The organism is Haematospirillum sp. 15-248 (genome assembly GCF_012102665.1).
Lineage (GTDB): Bacteria > Pseudomonadota > Alphaproteobacteria > Rhodospirillales > Rhodospirillaceae > Haematospirillum.
In genome coordinates, this window is the sequence record NZ_JAAVTF010000007.1 from 74,715 (window position 1) to 99,782 (window position 25,068).

The 25,068-nt window shown below is 57.3% G+C and carries 33 protein-coding genes and 1 tRNA gene; 7 read left to right on the forward strand and 27 right to left on the reverse strand.

Features of this window, described 5'->3' with window-relative positions; genetic code table 11:
• Positions 1 to 12 precede the first annotated feature (12 nt).
• The 16 genes from HEQ72_RS07570 to HEQ72_RS07645 form a co-directional block, all read right to left on the reverse strand.
• Positions 13 to 1,281, reverse strand: coding sequence for a phage major capsid protein (locus HEQ72_RS07570; RefSeq protein WP_209316214.1), 1,269 nt, complete (start codon positions 1,279 to 1,281; stop codon positions 13 to 15).
• Complete coding sequence (locus HEQ72_RS07575) at positions 1,278 to 1,958, reverse strand: HK97 family phage prohead protease (protein ID WP_168023020.1); 681 nt, start codon at positions 1,956 to 1,958, stop codon at positions 1,278 to 1,280. The genes HEQ72_RS07570 and HEQ72_RS07575 overlap by 4 nt, the downstream gene beginning before the upstream one ends.
• The gene (locus tag HEQ72_RS07580) at positions 1,945 to 3,177 is read right to left on the reverse strand and encodes a phage portal protein (RefSeq protein ID WP_209316215.1); all 1,233 of its coding nucleotides are present in this window, start codon (positions 3,175 to 3,177) and stop codon (positions 1,945 to 1,947) included. The genes HEQ72_RS07575 and HEQ72_RS07580 overlap by 14 nt, the downstream gene beginning before the upstream one ends.
• Before the next feature lie 3 nt (positions 3,178 to 3,180).
• The gene (locus HEQ72_RS07585) at positions 3,181 to 4,920 is read right to left on the reverse strand and encodes a terminase large subunit (protein WP_209316216.1); all 1,740 of its coding nucleotides are present in this window, start codon (positions 4,918 to 4,920) and stop codon (positions 3,181 to 3,183) included.
• Entirely contained in the window at positions 4,847 to 5,425 is a 579-nt protein-coding gene (locus tag HEQ72_RS07590) for a phage terminase small subunit P27 family (RefSeq protein WP_168023021.1), read from the reverse strand. Before HEQ72_RS07590 ends, HEQ72_RS07585 begins: the two co-directional genes overlap by 74 nt.
• A gap of 121 nt (positions 5,426 to 5,546) precedes the next feature.
• Entirely contained in the window at positions 5,547 to 6,329 is a 783-nt protein-coding gene (locus tag HEQ72_RS07595) for a Bro-N domain-containing protein (RefSeq protein ID WP_168023022.1), read from the reverse strand.
• A 22-nt stretch (positions 6,330 to 6,351) separates the two neighbouring features.
• Positions 6,352 to 6,699, reverse strand: a complete 348-nt coding sequence (locus HEQ72_RS07600) for a Bro-N domain-containing protein (protein ID WP_168023023.1) — start codon at positions 6,697 to 6,699, stop codon at positions 6,352 to 6,354.
• Positions 6,700 to 6,704: 5 nt separating this feature from the next.
• Positions 6,705 to 7,052, reverse strand: a complete 348-nt coding sequence (locus HEQ72_RS07605) for a Bro-N domain-containing protein (protein WP_168023024.1) — start codon at positions 7,050 to 7,052, stop codon at positions 6,705 to 6,707.
• Positions 7,053 to 7,067: 15 nt separating this feature from the next.
• Entirely contained in the window at positions 7,068 to 7,496 is a 429-nt protein-coding gene (locus HEQ72_RS07610) for a hypothetical protein (protein ID WP_168023025.1), read from the reverse strand.
• Between the two features lie 219 nt (positions 7,497 to 7,715).
• The gene (locus tag HEQ72_RS07615; protein ID WP_066133192.1) at positions 7,716 to 8,159 is read right to left on the reverse strand and encodes an HNH endonuclease signature motif containing protein; all 444 of its coding nucleotides are present in this window, start codon (positions 8,157 to 8,159) and stop codon (positions 7,716 to 7,718) included.
• Between the two features lie 75 nt (positions 8,160 to 8,234).
• A complete protein-coding gene (locus HEQ72_RS07620) occupies positions 8,235 to 8,852 on the reverse strand; it encodes a hypothetical protein (protein ID WP_168023026.1) in 618 nt (205 codons plus the stop codon).
• Between the two features lie 260 nt (positions 8,853 to 9,112).
• Entirely contained in the window at positions 9,113 to 10,636 is a 1,524-nt protein-coding gene (locus HEQ72_RS07625) for a phage/plasmid primase, P4 family (protein ID WP_168023027.1), read from the reverse strand.
• Positions 10,637 to 10,639: 3 nt separating this feature from the next.
• A complete protein-coding gene (locus tag HEQ72_RS07630; RefSeq protein ID WP_168023028.1) occupies positions 10,640 to 11,704 on the reverse strand; it encodes a CHC2 zinc finger domain-containing protein in 1,065 nt (354 codons plus the stop codon).
• Positions 11,704 to 11,901: a hypothetical protein gene (locus HEQ72_RS07635; RefSeq protein ID WP_168023029.1), complete on the reverse strand. Its 198-nt coding sequence runs from the start codon at positions 11,899 to 11,901 to the stop codon at positions 11,704 to 11,706. Before HEQ72_RS07635 ends, HEQ72_RS07630 begins: the two co-directional genes overlap by 1 nt.
• Positions 11,898 to 12,341, reverse strand: coding sequence for a hypothetical protein (locus tag HEQ72_RS07640; protein WP_168023030.1), 444 nt, complete (start codon positions 12,339 to 12,341; stop codon positions 11,898 to 11,900). Before HEQ72_RS07640 ends, HEQ72_RS07635 begins: the two co-directional genes overlap by 4 nt.
• A 198-nt stretch (positions 12,342 to 12,539) precedes the next feature.
• Positions 12,540 to 12,755 (reverse strand): hypothetical protein, encoded by a 216-nt coding sequence (locus tag HEQ72_RS07645; RefSeq protein WP_168023031.1) that lies wholly within the window; start codon positions 12,753 to 12,755, stop codon positions 12,540 to 12,542.
• Positions 12,756 to 12,839: 84 nt separating this feature from the next.
• On the opposite strand from HEQ72_RS07645, the gene HEQ72_RS07650 reads away from it, so the two are divergent.
• The gene (locus HEQ72_RS07650) at positions 12,840 to 13,238 is read left to right on the forward strand and encodes a helix-turn-helix domain-containing protein (protein WP_168023032.1); all 399 of its coding nucleotides are present in this window, start codon (positions 12,840 to 12,842) and stop codon (positions 13,236 to 13,238) included.
• A gap of 26 nt (positions 13,239 to 13,264) precedes the next feature.
• Here the strand turns inward: HEQ72_RS07650 and HEQ72_RS07655 are convergent, their stop codons facing one another.
• The 7 genes from HEQ72_RS07655 to HEQ72_RS07685 all read right to left on the reverse strand — a co-directional run bounded on the left by HEQ72_RS07655 (position 13,265) and on the right by HEQ72_RS07685 (position 16,314).
• Positions 13,265 to 13,618, reverse strand: a complete 354-nt coding sequence (locus HEQ72_RS07655) for a DUF86 domain-containing protein (protein WP_168023033.1) — start codon at positions 13,616 to 13,618, stop codon at positions 13,265 to 13,267.
• Positions 13,615 to 13,905, reverse strand: coding sequence for a nucleotidyltransferase family protein (locus tag HEQ72_RS07660; protein WP_066133214.1), 291 nt, complete (start codon positions 13,903 to 13,905; stop codon positions 13,615 to 13,617). Before HEQ72_RS07660 ends, HEQ72_RS07655 begins: the two co-directional genes overlap by 4 nt.
• 31 nt (positions 13,906 to 13,936) lie before the next feature.
• Positions 13,937 to 14,542 carry a hypothetical protein gene (locus HEQ72_RS07665; RefSeq protein ID WP_209316217.1) on the reverse strand — a complete coding sequence of 202 codons (606 nt, stop codon included), beginning with the start codon at positions 14,540 to 14,542 and terminating at the stop codon, positions 13,937 to 13,939.
• Positions 14,539 to 15,048, reverse strand: a complete 510-nt coding sequence (locus HEQ72_RS07670) for a hypothetical protein (RefSeq protein WP_168023034.1) — start codon at positions 15,046 to 15,048, stop codon at positions 14,539 to 14,541. The genes HEQ72_RS07665 and HEQ72_RS07670 overlap by 4 nt, the downstream gene beginning before the upstream one ends.
• Before the next feature lie 101 nt (positions 15,049 to 15,149).
• Positions 15,150 to 15,446 (reverse strand): hypothetical protein, encoded by a 297-nt coding sequence (locus HEQ72_RS07675; protein WP_168021257.1) that lies wholly within the window; start codon positions 15,444 to 15,446, stop codon positions 15,150 to 15,152.
• 2 nt (positions 15,447 to 15,448) lie between these two features.
• The gene (locus HEQ72_RS07680) at positions 15,449 to 16,132 is read right to left on the reverse strand and encodes a hypothetical protein (protein WP_168023035.1); all 684 of its coding nucleotides are present in this window, start codon (positions 16,130 to 16,132) and stop codon (positions 15,449 to 15,451) included.
• The gene (locus HEQ72_RS07685; RefSeq protein ID WP_168023036.1) at positions 16,129 to 16,314 is read right to left on the reverse strand and encodes a hypothetical protein; all 186 of its coding nucleotides are present in this window, start codon (positions 16,312 to 16,314) and stop codon (positions 16,129 to 16,131) included. The genes HEQ72_RS07680 and HEQ72_RS07685 overlap by 4 nt, the downstream gene beginning before the upstream one ends.
• Before the next feature lie 234 nt (positions 16,315 to 16,548).
• Between HEQ72_RS07685 and HEQ72_RS07690 the strand changes: the two genes are divergently transcribed.
• The 6 genes from HEQ72_RS07690 to HEQ72_RS07715 all read left to right on the forward strand — a co-directional run bounded on the left by HEQ72_RS07690 (position 16,549) and on the right by HEQ72_RS07715 (position 20,336).
• Complete coding sequence (locus HEQ72_RS07690) at positions 16,549 to 16,785, forward strand: hypothetical protein (protein ID WP_168023037.1); 237 nt, start codon at positions 16,549 to 16,551, stop codon at positions 16,783 to 16,785.
• A 422-nt stretch (positions 16,786 to 17,207) separates the two neighbouring features.
• Positions 17,208 to 18,086, forward strand: a complete 879-nt coding sequence (locus HEQ72_RS07695) for a hypothetical protein (RefSeq protein WP_168023038.1) — start codon at positions 17,208 to 17,210, stop codon at positions 18,084 to 18,086.
• 682 nt (positions 18,087 to 18,768) lie between these two features.
• Complete coding sequence (locus HEQ72_RS07700; RefSeq protein WP_168023039.1) at positions 18,769 to 19,326, forward strand: hypothetical protein; 558 nt, start codon at positions 18,769 to 18,771, stop codon at positions 19,324 to 19,326.
• Positions 19,323 to 19,721 carry a hypothetical protein gene (locus tag HEQ72_RS07705; RefSeq protein ID WP_168023040.1) on the forward strand — a complete coding sequence of 133 codons (399 nt, stop codon included), beginning with the start codon at positions 19,323 to 19,325 and terminating at the stop codon, positions 19,719 to 19,721. Before HEQ72_RS07700 ends, HEQ72_RS07705 begins: the two co-directional genes overlap by 4 nt.
• A 161-nt stretch (positions 19,722 to 19,882) precedes the next feature.
• The gene (locus HEQ72_RS07710) at positions 19,883 to 20,098 is read left to right on the forward strand and encodes a BrnT family toxin (RefSeq protein WP_245183285.1); all 216 of its coding nucleotides are present in this window, start codon (positions 19,883 to 19,885) and stop codon (positions 20,096 to 20,098) included.
• Positions 20,061 to 20,336 (forward strand): BrnA antitoxin family protein, encoded by a 276-nt coding sequence (locus tag HEQ72_RS07715; RefSeq protein WP_322099099.1) that lies wholly within the window; start codon positions 20,061 to 20,063, stop codon positions 20,334 to 20,336. Before HEQ72_RS07710 ends, HEQ72_RS07715 begins: the two co-directional genes overlap by 38 nt.
• 95 nt (positions 20,337 to 20,431) lie before the next feature.
• On the opposite strand, the gene dinD is transcribed toward HEQ72_RS07715, so the two are convergent.
• The 4 genes from dinD to HEQ72_RS07735 all read right to left on the reverse strand — a co-directional run bounded on the left by dinD (position 20,432) and on the right by HEQ72_RS07735 (position 25,022).
• Positions 20,432 to 21,760, reverse strand: a complete 1,329-nt coding sequence (gene dinD, locus HEQ72_RS07720; protein WP_245184252.1) for a DNA damage-inducible protein D — start codon at positions 21,758 to 21,760, stop codon at positions 20,432 to 20,434.
• A gap of 635 nt (positions 21,761 to 22,395) precedes the next feature.
• A complete protein-coding gene (locus HEQ72_RS11745; protein ID WP_168023041.1) occupies positions 22,396 to 23,688 on the reverse strand; it encodes a DUF6538 domain-containing protein in 1,293 nt (430 codons plus the stop codon).
• Between the two features lie 169 nt (positions 23,689 to 23,857).
• Positions 23,858 to 23,934: transfer RNA gene (locus HEQ72_RS07730), tRNA-Arg, on the reverse strand.
• A gap of 113 nt (positions 23,935 to 24,047) precedes the next feature.
• Positions 24,048 to 25,022, reverse strand: a complete 975-nt coding sequence (locus tag HEQ72_RS07735; RefSeq protein WP_168023042.1) for a zinc ABC transporter substrate-binding protein — start codon at positions 25,020 to 25,022, stop codon at positions 24,048 to 24,050.
• Positions 25,023 to 25,068 lie beyond the last annotated feature (46 nt).

Sequence of the window (25,068 nt, forward strand, 5' to 3'; positions counted from 1 at the left end):
CCGGCCTTCTCCTCAATTAACCCGTCCAAAATCACCGTATATGAAGGCTTCCGGCCTATAGACAGCCAGGGCCAGCCGTTCCTCGCACAGGATGGTGACGCGGTTATGAATGAAGTCATCACCGTGTTCCGTTGCGACCTCGACACGGACGTGCCAGCGATCAAAGACCTGTGCGCCCAGGCGGAACGCTCCGGTCAGGAATTTGTCAACACCGATTGCCTGCGTCGTAACAACCGGCAACCCCCACAATGTTGGCGTTGCGCTTCCCTGCGGGTTCCCGATGAGATAACGCCCCTGCGAGTCCTTGAGGGTTTCGATCCAGGCCCAATCCACCGGGTTGAGCACATGCGCCGTTGCTGGATATTCAGCCAGCGCGGCCTGCAGCATGGCCAGACGCATCACGTCAATGCTGGTTGCTTTTTCCATGGTGATCGGGGCGCTATAGGCTTTCGCCTGCGGGATAATGCCCAGCAGGTTTTGCCCGGTCCCGTCTCCGTTTAAAAGCTGGGCCTCTTCCTTGTACGCCAGTCCGTATCGCAGGCGACCGTCGATGTAGGACGCCAGCTGTGCCGCGTCATCCAGAATCTGGCGTGACGCTTTCATGTAGTGCCCGATGACCTTTGCCGTGGTGTTCACAAGGTCAAATTTGATGGAAGACTGGGGCACCGCCTCAGTCTCGGCCACCATGCCTGCCTGGTTTGTGAAACCCGTTTCGCGCACATATTCGAGGGTATTGCCATCCATCTGTCCCGGCGTGATGAGATCCCTGATCGTCATACGCCGTTCCGGTGCAGCAATGATATCAGGCAGGCGGGTGTTGGTTACAAGCCTGCCCGCAGAGCCCGCTGCATCCGTTGTTGCAGACGTTATGGTGCTCTTGAAGACCATATCAACCTTGCCGCGCTTGCTCTGCGAATCAAGGAATTCACGGATCTTGCTGTCCGCGACAAAGGTCTGCCCAAGCGAGTTGTCACAAGTATTTCCACCAGGTCCGGACAGGCGGACCATCTTCTGCTCCATGCCTGCCAGTTGCTCCTGCAGGGCATTCATCTTGATCAGGGCCTCGTCAGCCTTTTCCTGGACTGATCCGGAAAGCTTCCCGTTCGCCTGAACTTCAGACAGGGCCTTCTCTGCGATAGAGCGGGCCTCGTCCAGGGATTTGCTGAAAGACGCCTTGACCTCGGCAGCCAGGGCCTCAACACTTTTTCCTGCCGAGGGATGCCCCTCGTTTGCCATATCGCGGCATATGCGGTCAGAACGCTTCCACAAGCATGCGCTCATAGTACTGAATCCTTTTCATTGTGCTGTTTCAGAAGAGCCTGAAGAAACGCTGCTTCTGTTTCTGTGCTGTCTCCGGGTTCCCCCCGAAGCAGCGGAGCCGCCTTGCTGGCAATTGCCGTGGCAAGACTTTTCGCAAATCCTGCCTCCCGCAGGTATGCCTCGAATTCCCGGGTTGTCGGTGTTTTCCCTGCCGCAAGAGCGGACTTGACCCCCGTGACACGTGCCTCTGTATTCATGGGCATCGTGACCAGCGAGATTTCGTGAAGATCCACCTCTTTCAGGCGCTGGAAAGATCCCCGTGATCCCTTTTCCGGCTGCCCTCCTCCCCAGGGAATGGTGTACCCGATCGACAGGCCACCAATTGCGCCAGCCTTGAGTAATCCGTACGCCCTTCGGGCCAGGGGATCATGCTCCAGCAGGAGCTGCCCCCTGACGTGCAATCCCTTGCTGTCCTCGGCAATGTCCGTCCAGATTCCGACCGGTTCCTTCTGGTCATGTTGCCACAGCAGGGGAATGACTTTTCCCTCTGCCTTTGCCCTTGCCAGGCTATCCCTGAAGGCTCCGGCCTCGACACAGTCACCCCCTTGGTCGACGTTGCCGAAGACGGATGCATAGCCTTCGAATGTGCCAGCCTCACCCATAGTCTTGGTCATGAAGCGACAGTCACGTACCCGCATGGCGGTTCTCCGATCTTTGTGTCCCCGGGATTGCCATCCCCAGAGGAACGTTCTGCATTTGTGTTCGTGGAACATCTCCGCCGTGAACCGGCGGCAGATTTTCGAGGGCACGGGCTTCATTGACCGTCAGCACACCGGATCCCAGAAGGGCCGTGTAAAACTCGGCCCGTGCCCGGCTGTCACCGCGCAACAGTCCCTCTATGTTGAACTCGACCGTAATGCCGGAAGACCTGTCAGCTGCTGTCAGCAGCTGCTTCATGATGGCCTGCTCAATCCGCTTCAGCCTTCGTCGCAGTGTGAACTTCTGGAACCCGAGTATCTGTTGCTCAAGTCCTGATCCCCACGAGGTGGATTTCTCTGTGTGCCCCACCATGAAGGGGGGGACGCCGAAGAACCGGCAGATTTCTTCGACCGAGAAGGAACGGGACTGGAGCATCTGCGCATCTTCCGGGTTGAGCGTGACCTGATCCCAGCGCACGCCGCCCTCCAGAATCATCGGTCGCCCCGCAGCCATCGCCCCGCTGAACTTTGATGCCAGTCTTGCTTCGGCTGTTGTGTACTGCTCGTCGGTCAGAAACCGGTCAAAGGTCAATGTTCCGGATGGCCGCAGCCCATTGGCAAACGTTGCGCCTGCCGCCCGGTCAATCGCCATGGCCAGGCCAAAGACATGCCGCGCGGTGGACAAGGTCGAAACCCCGCCCAGTGGCCCGCCGCCAAAACCACGGATGTGAAACATCCCGGTTTCATCAACAGTAAACGCCTGTCCATTCTCCGACCATTGATAGGCCAATCCCCCGTGCGGCTGCCGGGTTACCGTGACCAGTGCCGGATTGACAGGGGTCAGGCTGACCAGCCGTCCGTTGATGCTGTCCTTCCGGGCAAACGCATTTCCCCACAGTTCGATGGAGAAGCACATGTACTCCCAGAAATCCACCGCTGTCTGGTCCGCATTCGGGCTGTCGTGCAGGATCCGGTACAGGGAATGTTCCCGGGCTGCCGTTCTCTGGCCCCCAGGCCCTGTGCGGTATACCGTCAGCGGCAGAGATGCAATGGTACCGGCAAGAAGGTTGGTACAAGCCCAGACGGCGGACAGCATCAGGGAATTGCTCCCGTTTACGACCTCTCCGGCATGGCTTGCAGGCCCTGTTGACCAGCCTGTGGGCTTTTCCGGCGACAGGCTTCGGCCAAGGAAGCCAAATGCCTTTCTCAATAGTTTCACGGCTCACCTGCCTAGCCTTGCGAAGTAGTCATCAATGCTGCCGCCCCTCTCTTCCTTTGGAAGCGTGGCGCGTCCAAGGGCCATGATCAGGGCGACAATTCCGTCAATCTTTTCAGCGGACTTGTTCTTGGCGGGCTTCATGTTGCCCGCCGGATCTTCAAGAACCACAACGTTGCTTGCCATCCAGCGCAGAACCGGATTGCCCCCGTGCGCGAGCTGCCCGGAGATGACCAGTTTCTCCAGCTCGCGCGTGGGCGTTGCCATGCTGATGAACCCCTGTCCGAACGGCACCATGGTCAGGCCGTCATCCATAAGTTCGGTCACCAGCTGCGACGAGTTATACCGGTCATAGGCCACCTCACGCAGGTCAAACATATCGGCTGCTGCCGTGATGCCATCACGAACGGCGCGGTAATCAACCACGTTTCCCGGTGTTGCCTGGATGTGGCCCTGATCATGCCAGATGTCATAAGGCACCCGGTCCGACCGGACCCGACGTTCGATGTTTTCGGCGGGAACCCAGAACCGGGTCAGAACCTTCCACCGTTCACCGTCTGTAACCGGGGGAAAGACAAGGACAAAAGCGGTAATGTCTGTTGTGGTCGACAGGTCAAGGCCGCCGTAACATTCCCGACCGGCCAGAACATCGGGGTCAACGGTCTCACAGGATTCATCCCATGCATCAATGTCCAGCCATGATCCGGCCCCGTCACTCCAGATGTTCAGGTGCAACCGTTTGAAGGCGTTTTGTGCAGCCGGAAGGTGACGGGCCTTTTCCACCTTGCGCTGCAGGTCGTCGATGTTTACCGATACACCCAGCCCGGGATTGGCTTTTGCCCAGACCGACGGATCTGACCAGTCGTCATCCTCGTCAATGGTAAAGATCACGGCAAAGAAGCTGTCGTCCTCGACAATGCCTTCCAGAACCTTGCAGGCGTAGTCACGCAGCTCCCGGCAGACGGACAGCTTGTTCCGGCCTGCTGTTGTAATGGCGTAGATCAACGGCTGATGCCGCGCCCCGGTGGCCGTCTCCAGCACGTCCCACAGGTCTCTCGACTTGTGGGCATGCAGTTCGTCGATGATGGCGCAGTGAATATTCAGCCCGTCCAGTGAATCGCTGTCCGCCCCCAGAGGCTCAAACTTTGATCCAAGGGCCGGAACATTCATGTTGGCGGCGAACACCCGTGTCCGGGCGCGCAGTTCAGGGCTGGCCAGAACCATGCTCCGGGCCTCGCCCCAGACAATCTTGGCCTGGTCTTTCTTGGTTGCAGCGGAATAAACCTCGGCACCGTATTCGCCATCTGCTGTGGTCATGTAAAGACCGATCCCGGCCAGACGGGTTGATTTCCCGTTTTTGCGCGGCTCCTCGTCGTAGACTGTGCGGAACCTCCGGCTTCCGTCCTTCCGCTTCCAGCCAAAGACAGACCCGACGATGAACGCTTGCCATTGCTGCAGGACAAAAGGCTTTTTTGCGAATTCGCCCTTGGAATGCCTCAGGTACTTCTCAAAGAACGCGTATATCCGCTCTTCAGCCTCGTAATCGAACCACAGGCCCCGCTGGTGCCCGCACTCCAGATCGCGCAGGTGCCGGGCACAGGCCAGTTTGATCCACCTGCAGGCAGGGACTGTTCCAGCGGTGACGGCGCGGGCATATGTTTCGGCATGGCCTTTAGTGGACCGGAGCGGTTCCATAGCCGAAGAAGGTATCGGCCTGGGAGGTTCCTTGTGGTGCTGTTTGGTCATCGGACTTTACGCTTGGTGCAATGTCAAAGCCCGGCAGCATCAACTGCACGCCGTTGTTGGCATGCGCGGTCGCTACCCGGGCACGGGACAGGGGAGCCAGGCCAAATTCCTTGGTAATGCGCAGAATGGTCTTCTCGGCTTCGGCGGCAATTTTCACTTCCGGGCGTACACGGTCCATTTCCCCGTGTTTGCTTGCCGTGGTGTAGGTTGCACCTTTCTCTGCCACGACCTGCTGCGCCCGGACATAGGTTGCTGTTGCCTGGCACAGCATCGCCAGATTGATGCTGTCGATCGGGGACAGGATACGCATGCTGACAAGATCAGCAGCCAGCCGTGTCCACTCCGCCCGCGCAAAGGAATCAACCAGCCAGCCAGGTGGGGAAGGGACATCCGATCCCGGACAACGGCTGCTGTCGGTTGTGGATGTATCCGGATGAGGATTCTTCTTCCTGACACGGCTTCCACATAACTTTTTCTCTGCAGGCGTTTTGGATCTGCGTCCCATAACAGGCCCTCGTGTGCCGAAAAAATAATTTCTGAAATTTCGTCCAGGCGTGATCATGGAGGGGCGCATGGTCTACAGGGGAGGACCGCCCGTAATCGACCGGCCCCCCTCCCTGTCTGTCCTACACGCCGCTGACAGCGATATCGTGATACCAGACGGTTCCCATCCGGACTTTATGCAGGCCACGGGTGACAACCTCGCGCCCGAAAGCGGTCATGGTCACAGCGCTGTGTCCGTTTTTGTCGCACCATGTCTTGTAAAGCCGGTAAAAGGCCGAAGCCTGTATACGACTGCCTACAGCCTCGACCACGGTTTCACGCAAAAAGGCCGCGACCGAAGTTTCGCCCGCTGACGCCTCCACCGCGCGGACAATGTCATCGACCTGTGGCAAGGGCACTTTGTTCCAGATGTACTGCGCCGCCGGGCGACCCCACGTGGACCGACACTCGCTGACCAGGGCAATCCAGGTCCGCAGATCCGAACGGTCCATGTTTGCGACCGAAACATCCGGCCTCTCCGGCTCGGCATCAATGTGGTAGCAACCGGTCATGCGGATCGAGGGAAGGACTTCGCCGACAACCCATTCCTCGAACCGCTCCGCTGCCGGAAGCCGTGACCGCATGATCAGACGGTATACATCGCGTTCGGGGATAATTGTGACATTCGGGTTTCCCGAAATACCGTCGCGATCCGCGACGGTACTCAGATTGATCAAGGTGGCCGCTTTGCAGTGCTTGGCGATAGCATCCCGCGGGTTACTGTATCCCAGAACATCGCATACATCCTTGGCCACGAACCATGGTTCGCCGTTTTCATCGACGATGGTACGGACATTGCAGCCCTCAAAAACGAAAGGGATCATGGTCACGCCGTTGCTTTCCGGGGTTGCATTGTTGCTATGCATTAGTTTTGTCCTTTTTCAGATTTTACAGGGTGACGGGTAAAAACGTATTGATCTTGCTGGCGATCCATTTCTCGAACCGCTCAGCGCCGGGGAGCCGTGAACGCATGACCAGACGACAAACGTCCTGCTCCGGTATGATGATCATTTCCTGCAAGCCTCCCTGCGTAGGGATTTGGGCCTTTCGGCGTGCTTTACAGTGGGCACGAACAGCATCTGCGGTCCGCTCATACCCAAGGATCGTGGCGATATCCTTGGCCACGAACCACGGCTCGCCGTTTTTATCGACGATGGCGCGGACGCGGCAGCCTTCAAAAGCAAAAGGAATCACGGCGACGCCGTTGTTCTCCGTGGTTGCATTGTTACGGTGCATCGGCTTCATCTTTCTTCAGACATTAAAAATAATTCTCTGACGATCAATGTCCTGAGCCACTTTTCCGGAGGCCTGCCGTGGCTCAGGGCCAAAGAATACAGGCCGGGTTCATTGATGATTGTCGTGCGCTGCGGACCACCGGGGGTGTCGGCGATACCGACGCTCTTCTGATCGTCGTCCAGGCGGGCAATGGCATCCCGGTACTTGATGATTCCCAGAACATCGCAAACATCCTTGGCCACAAACCACGGCTCGCCGTTTTTATCGATCAAGGTACGGATACGGCAGTCTTCGAAGACAAAGATGTCCGTTACGGCCCCGTTGTTTTCCGGGGGCGCATTGCTGTGATGCATTGGTTTTGTCCTTATTCAGGAATGAAAGGGTGCCACGGGATGGTGGTCAGCCCGGACTCTGTCAAAGCCGTAATACGTCCCGCCGAGTGCGGCACTGTGGACCGATGCCGCCTGCTCCAGAACACCCAGCATCGATGCCACCAGCCGACAGGCCCGGCTGATCAGGGCATCGGGGCCTGCGTCGCCCGCTTCATCTTCCAGGGCGGACAGGATCCCGAATGCGGCGAGGCCCTGTGCCAGTGCGCCGTCAAGGCTGGTTGCCCGGGCGTGGCTGATGCGGTGCTCCAGCTGGTCGATCAGGGCTGTGTTGGCCGGATCCAGCGGGGCCTGATGCATGGCGACACGGGTTACCGTGGCCAGCTGGCGGGCCAGCATCACAACCGGGTCGGACCGAACAGGGAAAAATGCAGGGAGAGTGGGCGCAAACGTAGCCTGTTCGCTCATCGCGAACCTCCTTTTGATCGAGTTGAAAACCCGACCACCGCGCTGCTAAACGTGGTGGCCGGACGCACAGGATTAGCAGTACCGCCAAAAGGTAAACGGCGAACCCGAAGGTTCTCCTGCACGCCCGACCATAGGAAAACCGCGCTGTTACGGGCGCGGTTCGGACGCCTTTTGTTGTGCGGGCTGCTAAACCCGGCTGTGGAATTTGCCACAACGCCGTCAGGTTTGCCCACAGCGCCACGGCTTGTCAATGGCTTTTGCCGTCGCCGTAACCGGATTTCCCAGTCCGCCGTCCTGCCGGGCTGTTTTACGGTCGTGACAGACCTTGGCCATGGCCCGCCAGTTTCTGCGGCTCCAGAACAGGCCCTGGTCACCCCGGTGAGGGATGATGTGGTCCACCACCGTTGCCGCAGCCACCCGCATCGCACCGCCACCGCATGCCTCGCATTCACACAGTGGATGTTCTTTCAGGAAAGCCAGACGGGCCGCACGCCAGCGGCTGCCATAGCCCCGCTTTGCCGCCGATCCGCGCAACCGGTCGTAAATCCGGCTGCTTGCACGTTGTTCCGCATCTGCGGCTGTCTGGTGTACGTCGCAGAAGCGGCCAGACGTCAAGCGTCTGCAGCCACGCTGACAGCATGGTTTCTTGGGTGCCCAGGGCATGATGATATCCGGAAAAAGCAAAGTGCCCGAGACCTATTATCCGTCCGGGCACAGTTCAAGCCTCATGAGTTACTGTCAATAACTTTTCGCAACCGGCTTGTCAACAGGGTTTGAAAAAGCAACCCCTAAATTTTTCCACGGTGAATCGGGTGCCGCTGGTCCGGAAACCTGATAATCGACAAGCAATCCGCTCATGTCGAGCCAGGCCGCCAGCTCGATCAGGGCCTGATGCCAGGCGGTGTACACAGCCCGTGCCCGGCCAATGCCGTCCATGGTCCAGTCATACCAGATCGAGCCGTCACCAAGCTCCACGCCAGCCCGCACGGCGTGCCCTGTCACATGGCGGTTATGGTCGTACAGCTTTCGTGGACGCCCTTGCCGGTTCAGCTCTGCCGCCACAACAGGCCGCGCCCCGGGGAACCATTCGGGCCGGGTGCCGGAACGGGCGTGACCAATGACCAGACGCTGCATCTCCGCAGAAAGCCCCGAGACAGCCGTGTGAACGGTTTCGGCGTCAGCATGGCATCCCTGACCAGTCCCCGTGCCGGACAGACCTCCCAGCCCGGCGCATTCCAGCCGCAGCACGCTGTCACGCGGCCACCCCGGCCCCTGATTCTGCAGACCGGTACGATCCGCACGCTCAACGGCGTAACTCCACACCAGAAGATCCTCAATATCGATCAAACAGCTCATATGCCCCTCTTCCCGGACAGTCCGGACAGTCCGGACAGTTGGTTTTTTCCAAACTGTACGGAAAAAAATCGTTCTATATAAATATGTTACTTCTTACCTTTTCTTGATACGGATAGTACGGATAGTTACCCCAATGAAACTCTTAATGCGCGCGCGCGTGAGGGTTATCATTGGGGTGACTGTCCGTACCCTCCAACCCTCCGGCAACCCTTGAAATGAAAGAACTTTTTTTCGTACAGTTTCCGGACAGTCCGGACGGTCTAGCGATCTTCATCGCGGGGGCTGCGCGCAATGCGCTTGCGATCCGCCTCGTCCAGGGCGTCAAGCGCGTCCTGACGGAGCTGGATGCCCCGGTATGTAATAATCCCACAGCGGTCTTTTTGCAAACCACGTTCGCCCAGCATGCGTCCGAACAAGGTGTTGCTCATCGGTTCGACGGCATTGCCACGGCACCAGAGCGCATAGGCATCAAACAGCCGCTTGCCCTGGACCGACCCGGCCTCGTGCGCTTCGGTCCAAGCATTGAGGAACAGGCCAAGGGGATCGCTGTCCTCGCGGTATTCACGGGTCGCCGCAACCACCGCCTCGGGCGGGCACAGTCCGCTGCGCCTCCACATACGCAGGCCGTCCAGCAGCCAGTTGAGAATACCGGAGCGCTCTTCCCACAGCTTGTTCTCCAAGCCCGGATCCCTCTTGTCGCGGGCAATCGACACGGTAAACGGCACAAGATTGATCCGCCGCCACACCCCGTGATCCTGCCCGCGAATGACCGGCTTGTGATTGCCGGACAGGAACAGCTTGAAGCTTGGCGTGAACTCGAAGAAGCCCTGATTCAGGTGCCGCACGGTCAGGGGTTCGCCGCCGGTTATGGACTTGATGGTGGACTCGCTGAACTTGACGCCTTTCTCGGGTTCCGACGCCCGCACCATACGCGCACCGGGAAGACGGGCCAGATCCGGAGAGGCTGATTCACCCCGCTTGCGCTCGTCCAGCACCAGCGAGGAAAATGGCAGACTCATGCAGTACGAGCCAAGCATGCGGGCCATGATGTTGACCAGCGTCGACTTGCCGTTCGCCCCCGTGCCATAGAAAAACCAGAGCACCTGCTCGTCAATCAGGCCGGTCAGCGCATACCCGAAGGAACGTTGAAGGAACAGCCTGACTTCGGGATCCGGAAGGATATCCTCCATGAAACGCAGAAAATTCGGACAGGTTGCGTCCGGATCATAATCCACCTCGATCACCTTGGTTATCAGATGACTGCGTCGTGGTCTTGACGCCCCGGACAGGATGGGGTCATCCAGCTCCAGTGTACCGTTGGCAACGTTGAGCAGCATGGGATTGGCATCCAGATCCGATGGACGCCGCACACAATAGTGCTGGCAGATGTTGATCATTGCGTTGATCCGCTGTGCATTCCCGGATGCCCCTGCCCACTTGAAATGGGTTTCGATCTCCTGGATGTCCCGGACCTCCTTGTCACCGATGGCATCCTGAAGAGCCTGCACCTCGTCGTAGATATGCCTGACCGTCTCGTGCGCGAGGCGGTTTGCCATCGTGTAGCCCATCTCCAGCGACCAGCGGCGACCGTCCCACCAGGCCCAGCCGATATCCTGCACATACAGCAAATCGTTTCCGAAGCGGGACAGGAGCCGCTCCGCATTGCCTGCATCGTTACGCGGCAGCCAGGCCAGACGGTAATTCAGCGGGTCTGTTTGATCAAAAGCAGCGGGCCGCCATGCCACAGCATGTGTGATGGCGGCAGCCACGTCGTGCCGTGCCATAGTTTATGTGCCTTTTCGATAAAAGTCATTCATGTCCATCCCCACGGGGGGAGACGCCCGCCGGACCTGCACCCCCGAACGATGCAGACGCGCAAGCCCGCGTGTAACCCGCTGTTCCATAGCGGCTGGATTTACGCCGTCCGCATCTTCAAGCCATGTGAAGGTCTTCAGTCCGGCCCATGGAGACCACCCCCCGTGCCCATCCGTCCGTCCGCTGAAGTTCCCCAGAGAAGCCAGGGCAATCGCGGGCAGGGAAGGAACCGCACACCAACCGGCAAGGCTGGTTTCGATGCCTTCTCCCCCCTGCATGTGCGGCATCCGCTTCGATGACAGGGGAATGATGGAGCCACTGGCCCTGCCCAGCATCTTTTTGCCCCGGACAGGTAGCCCATTCACCTCTTTCAGGCGTGAAGACCCATCCGGGCACAGCCATGTGCGATGCACGCCAACAATCCGTGCCTTTCCGTTCCTGTCAGGAACAACCAAGGGCGCAATCATGACCGGGCCAGCCCAGACCACCCTGAACCGGCCATCCGCACCACACTCCACGCATTCGTCGCACGGGCGAAACCGGAGTGCGTCCGGCAGACCGCCGATACGGTCCAGATCCAGCCCCCGTCCTTCCCGCAGATACCGCTCCACCACCGTTCCACGGGCATTGTCCGATCCAGCCCACAGGATCCGCGCCTGTTCTGCCGTGGCCGCATCCTTTGCCGCGCGATCCTCCTGATTCCGGCGCGTCAGGACCGGACGCAGGGGACGGGACGGACGCTGGCCTGAAACCGCCACTCCGGCCAGATCGGCCAGTTCGGTGACGGCTTCAACGAAAGTGCGCCCCCGTGCCATGAGATAGCCAAAAACATCGCCGTTCCAGCCACACCCGAAGCAGTGCGCAAAGCCCTTGTCCTCGCAAAGGGTGAAGCTCGGCGTTCTCTCGGCATGAAAGGGGCACAGGCCCTGGAACTCACGTCCGCACCGGATGAGACGGATGTCCCGCCCAACAATTTCGGAAAGCGGGATCCGCTCCCGGATGGCGCGCAGAACAGACGGATCAAAACGGGAACCCATCAGGCGTGGGCTGTACCGGGGTAGGCAATCGCCGGAAGCCCGGACGCCTCCAGAACGTCATTGGCCGTGCACACCAGTTGTCGCGGCGTGACAAGACGCCCGTCAAGGCGATACATCCCGTCAGGCACCGGCACCACACGATCACCAAGTATGCGTCTGGCCCGGTACAGGGGGTTTTCCACCAGCAACCGGTTCATGTGCGGCCCCTCTCCAGGGATGCCGCCAGTTCTTCCGCCGCTGCCGCCGCTTCACGCAGCTCGCGGATTACGCCCGGGCGCTCCTGATGGTCGATGTGCCCGTCGGCCATCGCGTGGCCAAGGGCCGCGATGCCTTCACCAAGCTCGGCCATCACGTGATTGGCGTTTGCCGTTTGCTCCAGGCGATGGACACCACCCAGACCGGCCTGCGCCAGCACGTGTTCCGCAAAAGCAACCGGCAAGACCCGAAAGTAAGAAAACAGTGCCGCAACACTGGGCACCGTTTCCCCGAGATGGTGAGCCTTGATCGTTCGCGTGTCGATCCCTGTCCACCGGGACAGCTCTTCCCTGGACATGCGACCCGGGCCGACAAACATGTTCAGCGCCGTGGAAATGCTCTGCTTTAACGCATCAGTGTTGATCGTCCAGTTTTCTGACATGGATTTGCACTCGCCTTGCAGGTGATGCTTCCCCCTGCGATGGAAAAGGGGGGATGATGGATATCGAGACATTGCTGAAACATGCGCCGCCCCTGGGAACACCGGCCCGTGCCGAATGGAACAGGAGCCTGGGGGCGGATATCGACACAATGCTCAGGACTGTGCGCGTTCAGGTGCGCCTGGCCCGGAAAATGGCCCTCAGCGTGCGAGGGCGACCGCAAGGGCTTCATCAAGATCGAAGCCAAGCGCCTGATGGATCCTGACCGCCATCCGTGGTGAGACACGCCCGATCTTGAGGGCGCGGGATATACTGCCTTGCCCCATGGCAATCTTGCGGCTGAGCGCACTTTGCGACCCAGCCACACCAACAGCCTGTTCCATGAAATGTATGGCCCGGAGCTGTGCTTCTGTCATGCTTTCCTCCATCTATAAATAGATGAACAAGCTATCGATAATTATGTGGACCGTCAAGGGCATGAAATGGGGTAGAAGAGAGTCATGACCGAATACGATCTTGATAGCATCGGCGGACGCCTGAAGAAGTTGCTGGCCGACCGGAACATGTCGATCAGCGAGCTTGCGCGCCGTGTCCGGGCCTCGCAGTCGTCCATATCCTTCCTGATTGCGGGCAAGACCCGTACCACGTCAAAGCTGGCCGAGATTGCACGGGTCCTGGACGCGGATATCGCATGGCTGGCCACAGGTCAGCCCAATCAGGACAGGGCAACATCAGGTCTTGATCGTGAGCTGATGCGCTATGTGATTACACAGTCCCTGCCCGGTCTCCTGCAGGGGGGGCTTACCCCGGCCCAGGTTGCCGATGTCCTGATCGGCCTTCACGACAGCTGGCGTGGTAACGGCGCTGAAGCGGTAACGGCGTCGAAGACGGAGAGCTGACAGCCTGCCGAATGTAAAGAGCAAGTTCAGATTGTTGAGCGGCGCAATAGACGGAGCTGCTCGATCAGCTCTGGCAAGCACTCTTGTACGGTATCCCATACAACGCAAAGATTAATCTCGAAGTATCCATGGGCAATTCGGTTCCGCATGCCGCGCATGCTGCGCCAGGGGACTTCGGGATGCTCGGCGACAAAAGCGCCATACCCACTTATAATCTTGGCTGAGGCTTCCCCAACGATAACCATGCTCATTATGACAGCCTGCTGCGTCCTTTTATCAGCCAGGAAGTCATCTTTATCCAGACCATCCACAAAGGTGCACGCATCCTCCGCAGCTTGCTGCATATGCTCCAGATAGTCTTCCAGGCGATTCTCGTTCATAGGGCCTTGGCCTCGGACAGAACCTTGGCCCGGAATTTTTCCGGCAGATCCTCGGGCGTCAGCACCTCAACACGAATGCCCAGGAGAAGCTCAAGCTCCTCCTGGAGGCCACCGAGTTCAAACAACGTCGTGCCGGGCGGTGCGTCAACCAAAAGGTCAAGGTCACTGCCTTCCTGGTCGGTGCCATGCAGGACCGAGCCAAAAATACGGGGGTTTTTCAGGCGCGACCGATCGATGGCAGCACGCACGACCCGCCTTTTCCTCTCAAGCAGGACAGATGTCCGCATAGATCTCCCTCCTGTGCCACACGACCAAGCATTACCAACGAACAGCCCCATTGCAAGCCCCCTTGCTCTCGTCCTCTGACGAGGACCCCCATTGCGCAGCCATGGCTTCGGCGATTCCGGGATAAGTCCGGCTGCGGAGCTTCCAGCGGTCAGGTGTGGGTGGCATGTTGTGGATACGCGCGTGCCGCCCTTCAACAACGTGGGTGGGATGCAACAGCGGCAGGCCTTTCAGCCACAGACACGTAGCCTTCGTCTCCCCATGACCAAATTGCCACGGATGAATGATCTGATCGGGTTTACGCCAGATGCTGGACAGAACCGAGATCGGATTCTCTATGGCTATGCGCGGAATTTCGCTTCGGGCCAGAAGCCGAACGAAGGACACAGCGGCTTGTTGCCGCCCGTCCTGACGCTTGGCCTCGAAATGCCGCGCGCCGGACACAGCCAGGTCCGTGCAGGGAGGATGGAAGACCGCCAGATCCCACGGATAATCGAGAACATCACGCACATCCCCTTTGTAGTGCGGTCCGGGCGTTTCCGTCTCCAGCAGATCACAAGACATAGCCTCATGACCCGCCGCCCGGAATGCATCCCGCACGGTTCCGGAAAATTCACACCCGATGAGCACGCGCATCATTCGGCTTCCACAATCCGCTTGTTTTCATCAAGCGTGTCCCGGGTCATGGCTTCTTGAACCATACCCTGAACCAGACTTCTGAACAGAAGCAGCAGGTACACCAGATTAAGCCCACACAGCCCGAACAAACCGGCCTCCATCATGCGGGCGAGGTTCAGAACCATTACGCCTGATACCGTGGCGGGCGCCATGTGACGGCATCCTTCGAAGGTCAGCAGAAGAAGGACTGACACAATCGCTACGCCGCCCATTATGTGCAAGTAGTCTCGCAAGACATGCGTATCGCGCCTGCACTCCTCATCGTTGATGTTATTGTGCAGCCGCACCAGCAGGTGCGAAGAGCGGTACATGATGGCGCTGAAAACCGCGTAAAGACCGAGTGTGCTCATGAAGAAAACCATCATGAGCTGCGCCACCGCAGTGGTCACAGACATGCCGAGGGTCAAAGTGGCCCAGCCCGCTGCAAGCATGATGAATGCCGACAGAATCCGGTGTGGTGTACGCATTGGTTAAGTCCTTTCTGTCAGGCTGGTGATTATTTGCCTTCGATGTGCAAGCCTGTTTGAACAAGCGGCCCCGCTTTGACCAAGATGAACGGCCATGCCACTTAACGCGCGGTCCATGTTGGCGCTTTTGGTTTCGTGGGTGTCAGGCCCGCGTCAGGAAGAGCGAATTGCCGGAGGGCGGCATCGATTTCAGCATCCTTTCTGGCAGCATCCCGTTCGGCAAGAAGCCGCGCAGCCAGATGGCGAACGTGGTCCTGATTCAGCAGCCCCGGGTAATCACAGACAATGCGGGCCAGTACACGCAAGGCAGCGGTAATCCGCTCTTCGGTCAGGGGGCCCGGACGGGTGTGCGCCCTGGCCCCCTGCATGGGAATCCTGATGTCCTTTGTCAGCGGCATCGTCAGCTTGCCATTGCCTGGTGCCGTACAGCCCGGCTGTGCAGACTCTCCAGACACTCCAGGAACAGGTCCGGAGCACGGTGTTCGGGTTCAGGCTGGATGCGGAACTCCGCCGCGCCCGGAAATTCCATATCGCTGTTCCGGACCAGAAGCAGATCCCGATACTCTGTCGCAAGCATGATCTCATCGACAAGTTTCAAAACAGCGACCCAGCCTGCAGGCAAAGGAAAAGGCAGCCCGAATGCCTGGTGGATGGTGAGGGTAATCGCCGTGTCAAGCGTTCCAAGCGGAGAGATTCTGGCGATTTTCTCCAGTGCCATGGTGACCAGCGGTGAAAGCGTGCCAATGTAGGCATCCGGCGCATCGTCCAGAAGCGCGGCCAACAACAGCTGTCTGGCCATGGCGTCATCATGGCGGGCACGGCGTATAACGGCTTCGGTTGTTTCGCTGCGTTCTGGTCCGGCAATCCGCAGCAGCCGGGACAGGGAACGATCATTGCGGATTGCCCGTCGAAGAACATCCACGCCAAGCCATGCGTGCTGGGCAACGCAATAGAACGTCGAGGTGTGTCCACCAAGGCGGGGCAGACGGGACAGGGCAATGGCAATGTCACGTGGGTTGATGTCGCGCGGGTCGGGATGAAGCAGTGAAAATCGATGGCCCGCGTATGTCTGGATAATGGTCACGGATGAACCTCCTCAACGCTGTGAACAAGCCTGCGGATCAGGGCGTTCGGATCTGATGACTGTTTGAAAAGCTCTGTAACCAGCCTGATTTCTGTCTTTCTTCCGTGGCGGGCGCTCCAGGCAAGTGACCAGGCACGGTGCGCCCGGACAGAAAGAGGGAGTATGGCGAGGCGATCATCCATGGCGTGTCCCCTTGATAACCAATCGATATATAGATGATTAAGCGATGGAATACAGGCGTGTCTATATTTTTATCGATGGATGGGTGATGTTATTTTTGCTCGCCCCCCGGATGCCTGCCACTTGCCTCGCGCGCAACGGATCCGGGTCAGGGCGTATACAATGCATTGAAAAACAATGCTCTTCACCCGCCAGCAATCGCTGGCCTTGGTGTTGTTTATGCAAGAGAAAGTAGTATGAGTAAGAACTACCCAGACCGTTTTTCAGAGGAAATGGGGCGGGCCATACGCGCCCAAGCCGGGCTGATTGCGGATGCCTGTGGCCGGAGCGCCTATCAAAGGCGGAAACGCTGGATGCAGAGGGCGCTGCTGGCAACAGCAGTAGCAGCCGGAATGGTTGTCGGCTATGGCGCGGCGCGGCTCCTTGAAAAGCCAGCCTCAACCTGTGACACAGTTCTGGTTGTCCGGTGCTGAGAGAGCGTTTCGTAACGAACTGCGGGCCACGTGCGCCCGCAGTTTTCCACAGCCCGGCTTGTGTGTGTAAAATTTTTATACGGTTCCGCAGGGGCGACGGTCGCAAAATTTTACACGGTCTTCCGCCCCCCTATATAAGGAACGCGCGCGGGCGTTTAAAAACCAAAAAACAAACAATAAAAACAAAAGGCTTGGCAGGGGCGCAGGACACCATGGACCTGCTACCCGGCAACAGGCGCATGTATGTTTTCGTCCTTCATGATTGTGAAATTGCAGAGGATAAAACTCTGGACTGTCATTTTGCGTGTCGGTATTTGTTGCTACCCACAACTATGGGCCTTGCAACAAAAAGGGGGACTGCCAGTGACGCTTTCATCTATCCAAGACGCGAGGCCCCCTGAAAATCATGGGGGCCGGTCGGCATGAACCACGCTGATTTAACCTTGGTATTCGATGGCGCTGCGGTCGAGAACGGAGAAATCGACGTTCAGAATTTAGGCCCTGCCTTGATCGCCCTCGGCGATTTGATTCAATCTGCCAATGAGGAGCTCAATAAAAAGCGCGCACAAGTTTCTGTGCGTGTAAAGGCAACTGCCGCTGGTTCTTTTGAGGTTGGTATTGGGACTGCCCAATATTTAATGGACAAGGCATTGCCATTGCTGGATTCCATCCCAGTCGATGGCGATCAAGTAGTAATTATTGCTTCTGTATTGGCAATAATTGTGTCACTAATACGGCTATATAAATTTCTTAAGGGGAAATCTCCAGAGAGGGTCGAGCAAAAGGGGGATCGCCATTTACATATTCACCTTGATGGGAATACTCAAGTTATCGATCCAAGAGCGCTACAGCTATTTGAGAGCATTCCTGTACGTAAAAACACAAAGAGTCTTGTTGATGTTCTGCTGACAGATGGAATTGATAGCTTAAGGTTCAAGAGAGCGGGGCAGAAAGCCGTCGAAATCTTCAAGAGCGAAGTCGGATATTTTGACGTTGAGGGTCCAGAGCTGGAAATTAAGGAACTTACCCGCCCAATGCAGCTGCAGATTATCAGCTTGAGCTTCAAGAAAGATAACAAGTGGCGCGTTACGGACGGAAGCGAGCCCTTCAATGCCACGATTGAAGACGCAGAATTTCTCAATCGCATTGCTACGAACGTGGAGCTCTTTGCAATGGGCGATCATCTGCAATGCGTTGTGCGTGAACGGCAGTTTCAGTCCAATGCAGGAGTACGCAAGGAATATAGCATCATCGAGGTTCAGCAACACCACCCGGCAACGCAGCATCCCCGCTTGCTTTAACTGACCCACCCATCAGTTTTTCACTTGCATCCCCCATGCGGTTTCGATAACGTCCGCGTTGGAGCCAAAAAACTCCATGTACATTCAAGAGCGGATGACCGCACCGAATTGAACGCGGTTTTTTTGTGCCCGGATTCTGTCCGTGGCATTCCTCCCTTCGGCGGGAGGGCGGCGAATACAACACCCGCAAGGGAAATAAGCCCGCTCGACTGCCTGACTCTTGACAGTGCATCTCGGGTTTTTTGCCTCCCGCCACCAGCGGCCATTACGGCCTCTGGATGGTGCGTCGATACGCCGAAGGGGAGTTTTTCTCGATGATGTTCACGCATCGCATGACCGAAACCGAGCGCCTGCGCTGGGTCAGTAGCCCGCCCACCCATCCGTTTTTCACTTGCATCCCCTATGCGGTTTCGATAACGTCCGCGTTGGAGCCTAAAGACCTCCATGTACATTCCAAAGCGGTTGACCGCACCGAATTGAACGCGGTTTTTTTGTGCCCGGATTCTGTCCGCGGCATTCCTCCCTTCGGCGGGAGGGCGGCGAATACAACACCCGCAAGGGAAATAAGCCCGCTCGACTGCCTGACTTTGGACAGTGCATCTCGGGTCTTTAGCCTCCCGCCACCAGCGGCCATTACGGCCTCTGGATGGTGCGTCGATACGCCGAAGGGGAGTTTTTCTCGATGATGTTCACGCATCGCATGACTGAAACCGAGCGCCTGCGCTGGGTTATTCACGTGGGAGGACGAAAGGACCTGAGCCTGAGTGCCCGCGTTGTCGCTCTTTCACTGGGCGGTGGCCTCGCTCCGTTTATTCAGGCATCCATTATGCGCACAGCACGCGGCTTGGCCGAGGTCAGCGGAATGTGCGTGCGGACCTGCCTGACCGCGCTGCGGAAGCTGCAAGCGGCTGGACTTCTGCCCAGAACCCAGACTGTACGGCAGCCCCTGAAGACGGTGACAGCCGCCCTGAAGGCCGCCATGACCTGCATGGGCATTCTGCGTCGGGACCCGGCAAAGGATGCTGTGGAGCGCCTGGCGACCACCTTGCATGAGTCAGGCTGCCGGGTAGCGGAAACGCTGGTCCGTCAGGCTGATGCAGCCTTTGACGGCCAGATTCTGGAACTGCAGTGCTCGTCCTTTGCCTATGACTGGCTGACAGGCCGTCAGCAGCATGAACTGCGGCGGGCGGCAGACCAGGCAGGCCTTCAGGTGCACGTGGTCAGGGGGAGTGCCGGATGATGAGTCTGCAACAGATGTACACCGCACCATCCTCAGATGTCCTGCCCGACCCGGTTGTGATGCTGGCCCGCCAACTGGCCACGGTAACCCGCGTCGCCATGCATCAGGCCCCGCTGGATCCGGCCAACACAGCCCTGATCGACCAGCTGGAACACCGCATCAGCCACGCCCGGGCAACCAGCCTTGACGGCGCACTGGCACAGGGCCTCGCCGTATTCGGGATCCTGTCCGCCCTGGAAGATGAAGCGGGCGACGCGGACCCCGATGCCCTGATCAGCCGGGCCTGTCGGCTGGTGGTCTCGATGCTGGGTGTTCTGGAGCAGGCGGCATCGGTCCACAGCGCCACACTCGGCGGGACGTACTACGGCGTGCGGGCCATCGGAGGAATGGCTTGATTCTATGCCCTGCGTTCAAGAAGTATGGCCAAGGGGGCGAGGATGCCTCTTCTTCACCCTGAAGGGGCTTGTCTCGATCCATTTATTGTAGTAACAAAAATATGGACATAGAGTTCGATGCCAGCAAGCGCACCTTGACCCTTGAAAACAGGGGCCTGGATATGGCTGATGCTGAAGAGGTGTTTTCAGGTCCTCACATAACGGTTCTGGATGACCGGCGCGAGTACGGCGAGCAACGCCTTATTACTGTCGGCTATATGGATGGGCGCATGGTGGTGATGGTATGGACGCCGCGCCAGAGCGCGTACCGCATTATCAGCTTGAGGAAAGCCAATGCCCGTGAAGAAAAAAGGTTCCAGCCCCGCCTGGGTGGATGAAGACGATGCCCCGGACCTGTCAGCGCCGGAATGGGCACAGGCTTTTGACAAGGCACCCGTGAGACGGGGCCGCCCTCCGCTGAACCGCACCAAGGCATCGACAACCGTTCGTCTTGACCCGGACATTCTGGAGTATCTGAGAGCAGGCGGACCCGGTTGGCAGACCCGACTGAATGCCTTCCTGCGTGAGGCTATCGCTGCCGAACAAAACCAAAGATCCCGGAAGCACACATCTTAAAGAGCAGGTACAGCGATCTTGCCAAGGCTGGTCTAGGCGTTCACAGGGACCAGAAAAGGGCGAGAAACGATATACGTGATTGACCTTCTCAGAATTTATTCGGAGAAGTAAGTTTTCACGAAATCGTGCCCCTTCGGAGTGATCTTGAAGCCGCCATCCACGTCTTCCGCATAGCCCTGATATATAAGGTTGTTTTTTGCAGCTTTGTGAGATTTCAGGTTGCGAACGATCTGAGAAAACTTCGTGTCCTTCCTCCCTGTCAAAACCTCTTGGCTATCATCTGGGACCCGAATGTAATTTGGTAATTCTGCAATCAATTCAGATGTTGAAATGGCTCCATGCGGCTTGGTTGCCATGACTAGAAGGGCAAATTTCCACAAATCAGTGCGAAGATTGACCGGAAGACGCTCTTCTTTTTGATCGCTTTTCGAAGGTATTGCGTTTCGGTCCTGTTCGCTCACATCACTCTGGGCCTCCGACCAATCTATGGCTGGAGGAGTGTTTTGGGCTTCGAGTTTCAGTCTCTTCTCGACTTGCCGAATGCTATCAGCCACAGGTAAGTTTTCCGGGGCGATGCCGCTGATTTTCAGCATCGCATCGCGGACTTGCCGCCCCACTGCATAGTGAGTGGCGTTCGCATTTTTAGCGCCTTTTACCCCGTCCTTGCGAAGCTTCTCTTCTGTTTGGGTGACGCGGAAGAAGTTTGCGGCAAGCTCAGTGCTGCCCATTCTGTCAAGGACATTAGCGTTCCGAGCTAACCCCTTATAGCGTCTGATTTCGGGGAGAGTTTTGCCGTAGAGCCCTTGATATCCGCTACTGTGGAAATTTGCAAATTCCTGTGATGTGACGACACCAGCCTCCCTTGCCGCACTCGATAGATATCGGTTGTGCCTTTTGATCTGATCCCGAATAAATACCCGCTTCTGATCCTCATGCGTGGGAACTGCCCCCTCATCAGCAACTTCCAGCCGCCGTGTTTGAATGGCAAAGTAGCTCTGACCAAATGCAACCGGCTTCTTCCGTGCGTCGCTGTTCTGTGTGATCAGGTAGCAGGCGTAGCGACCGAGCTTCATATCCTCAATTTCGCGAACCGCTCCTGATCCTAATTCGACCATTTTCGTGACGTCACGAAAATGGTCGTCAACGCGCTGACCAGAGTTTTCGCAAGCGATTTTTGCTCTGCTTATGGAGGACAGGAAGTTCTCCCATCTGTCGTAACCAAGAAGCTTTTGCAAATCCCGGGCAAACCAAAACTCCTTTCCCCCACCGTCCTTTCGCGCTGCCGCCTCGAAAGCCGCAATCAGTTTTTCGATTTCGCCATCATTCATTGAGGTGTTAGTGACTAAAGTCAATTCTGCCGGTTCTGTTTTCGCAACCCGCTCAATTGTCTCGCTAAAATTCATTCCGGTCAGCGTTTTGCTCATGCGTTCAGTTCCTTGGCATGCTCATTCTTCTCTATTGCCGCCCACGAACGTGGTGTCGGCCTCAACTATGCTCCGGAAGCACACACCTTGAGGCATGTATAGCGATCTTATCGTTAACAGCCAATCACAGCATACAGCCGGAAAGTAATTTTAAGGGAACCGTGCAGATGAACGCTTTACGAGGAACTGCGGCCATTGTAGCTGAAATAGTTATTCAGCTTAATAGCTATAAGAGCACTGCCGCAGAATATCGATAACCATATAAAATTTCCAAATTCTTCGAAATCGTCTGCAATTGGTGCATCTTGATAAATGTATAATAAAAATGTAATAACTGAATATAATATAGTAAATAATATGGAGTGTATTATTAATACATATATATGCTTTGCTATGAAGAATAGAATTGATTCGAAAAATCTGCTTGATAATGAATCCACAGCGTCCTCCCAATGAATTTTATAGCGAGTTACGCGCTTACACTAACATGCATGAATGCTGTATTGAATTGATAATGCGATGAAAGCATTGGCAATTTTATTTAACTAACGGTCTGCGCATTGCACAAATACAATAACAGGCAATCCAGTCATGTATCTATCCAAGTAAACACATAATATTCCGCCCTCACGCATTCAGCCGACGGCGATTTTTTCCAGCCATTCCTGCTTGTGCTTCAGCGTTGCTCCGGCCCCGTAGCGGGGTCTGTGGAAAGTGTGTCCCATTAGTTCCGCTGCGATACGGTCGGGTGCGTCTACGGCGATCAGCCGGTCCTGGAACGCATGTCGCAGGGAATACAGGCTCTGGGTTTTTGTCTCGAACAGATTGTGCTCGTTCATGTACTTGTTGATCGCCGTGGTAAAGCTGTCTGTCTTGCCGCGATAGCGCTGGATGCCTCCGTTTTGCAGAAGCTGCCGGGCTGCCTCCAGAGCGGCCCCGACCAACGGAATATCCCGCCTTGATTGCGATGTCTTGATGGCGCGCACCGCATTTGGCCTGATCTTGATGTGGGGAACGGGCCCTTCCAGCAAGATATCCTCGGGTTCCAGCCCGCAGATCTCCCCGGGGCGTGCACCGGTTTCCACCAGAATGGCAACCAGGCAGCGGGCTTCCTCGTTCACGCCGGACAACGCACCCGGCCCAAGAAGCGTTCCCCGGATCCAGTCTGTCGAGACGGTCTCGCCACGGTTTTTGCCCATTCCATCGGTTTCGCGGAACATCAGGTCGGCAAAAGGATTCTTGAAGCCAAGCCCCAGCTTTTCATCAACAACCCGGATCATGCCCTTGATATGGATCAGGTCACGGTTCGCCGTGTTGACGGCAAGGTTCTCCGCCCCCAGGCGAACGGCCCACCAGTCACGGAATATCAGGGCATCGGTGCGGGTTACCTCTGTCAGTGGTTTGTCTCCAATCACAGAGATCAGGTTGCGGACGGCCCTTTCACGGGCCAGACGCCAGCCCCGGATCTGCCTTTCGTTCTTTCCGCGCAGCAGTTCCGGGGTCAGGCGGGCATATTCGGGGTAAAGATCGGACAGAAGCAGGACAGGCCGCTCAACGCCGCCCATAACAGCGACAATGGTGGGAGGTGTCACGGTATCCTGAAGGGATTCAAGGCGCTCGACAGCGTCTCCGACCGGCCCGGCCACCAGCTCGGAAAGAGGGCGGTACACCCAGCCCAGGCGGCGGGAAAGCGCGACGGCACGCTGATAGCGTTCACGCAGGGCTGCTGTTTCGCCACCAAGGCGCAGTTCCGCCCAATAGGTCTCGACGGCAGTATTGATGTGACCGACAAGCCGCCGTGCCACATCGAAGCTGTCTGTGCCGAGCGCAATCTTCACAAAACGACCCAGCTGAGGCGCCAGATCGATGGGTGCCCGTCGCCGGAAATAGAGTGTACGCCCTTGCTGTACGATATAGCGACTGGTCACCTTGCGATCCCAATGTATCCAAAAATGTATCCAAAAATGTATCCAAAAATGTATCCAAAAACGCGCTATTTAACGTATCCCAAACCCGGAGGGGGCAGAAGGGGTCCCGTTAATGCATTGTTTTTAAAGCAAAAACCCCCGCGACATGTTTCAGTCGCGGGGGTTTTTATGGCGCACCCGGAAGGACTCGAACCTCCAGCCTTCTGATTCGTAGTCAGATGCTCTATCCAATTGAGCTACGGGTGCAGGGCACGCTTTTTCTCTTTGGCGCCATTTGTGGTGGCTTTCTTCCGCCGAGGACCGGGTTTCTATCGGCTTGCGGGTCTACAGGCAAGAGAAAAATGCATAGGCCCGTATTTTTAATGCCGGTGCTGAATATTTCCCCCGGTAAGGCAGGATGCCAAGCTGGCAGTTATATCATTCATAAGTTGTGTATAGCTTTCATAGCCGGTTTCACGGGGGTCTCCGCCTCCCAATGGATCAAGTTCGCTGGTCCGGGTGCCGGTCTCCCGTGCAATCTGGGTTACTGTTCGACGAGGAGAGGAGGGTTCTGCAAACAGGCAGGATACACGGTGCTGACGTGCAGTCTCCCGTATACGGTTCAAGTGCCGGGCACCGGGGGGCAGGGAGGGGTCGATGGCGATAGCGCCAATGGCGTGCAGGTCAAAGCGATTTTCGATGTATTGGATGGAATCGTGGAAGATCAGGAAGGGCAAGTGACGCGCTGGTTCCAGTGTATGATCCATATGTTCTTCCAGCGTTCTCAGCCGTGTTTGCAGGTTGGCTGCATTGGTGCGGTACGTGTGTGCGTTGTCAGGGTCCTGTTCTGACAGGGTATGAGCGATAGCCTTGACCATGGCCACCGCGTTGCGTGGGTCCAGCCAGATGTGCGGGTCAGCTCCTTGGTGGTGATGGCTGTGTTGTCCGCGTTCTGCATGATGGTGGTGGGTGTGTTCGGCATGCTCCCACAGCCCGCCGCTCCGTACGGGAAGTCGTATGATCCCCGGTGCTTCCAGGAGTGAAACGGCCTTGGCCCGAGAGAGAGACTTCAGTGTCCCTGGCAAAAAGGTTTCCAAGGCATCGCCGATCCAGAATACAGTCTGTGCCGATGCCAGAACACGGGCATCGGATGGCCTGAGCGTATAGGTGTGTGGGGACTGTCCGGGGGGCACCAGAAGAACCGGGGTTCCAACGCCAGCCATGACGCCTGAGACCAAGGCGTGGACAGGTGTAATTGACGCAACAACAACAGGAACGGATGCGTGGACTGGGTTGCCCGGTATTGCGACCAGCGCAAGGGAAGCGGCGATCGTGAGGCGCAGGGAGGCAAACATGAGGGGTGAGCTCCACATGGGACATGGGGGAGGTTATTTTTATGTT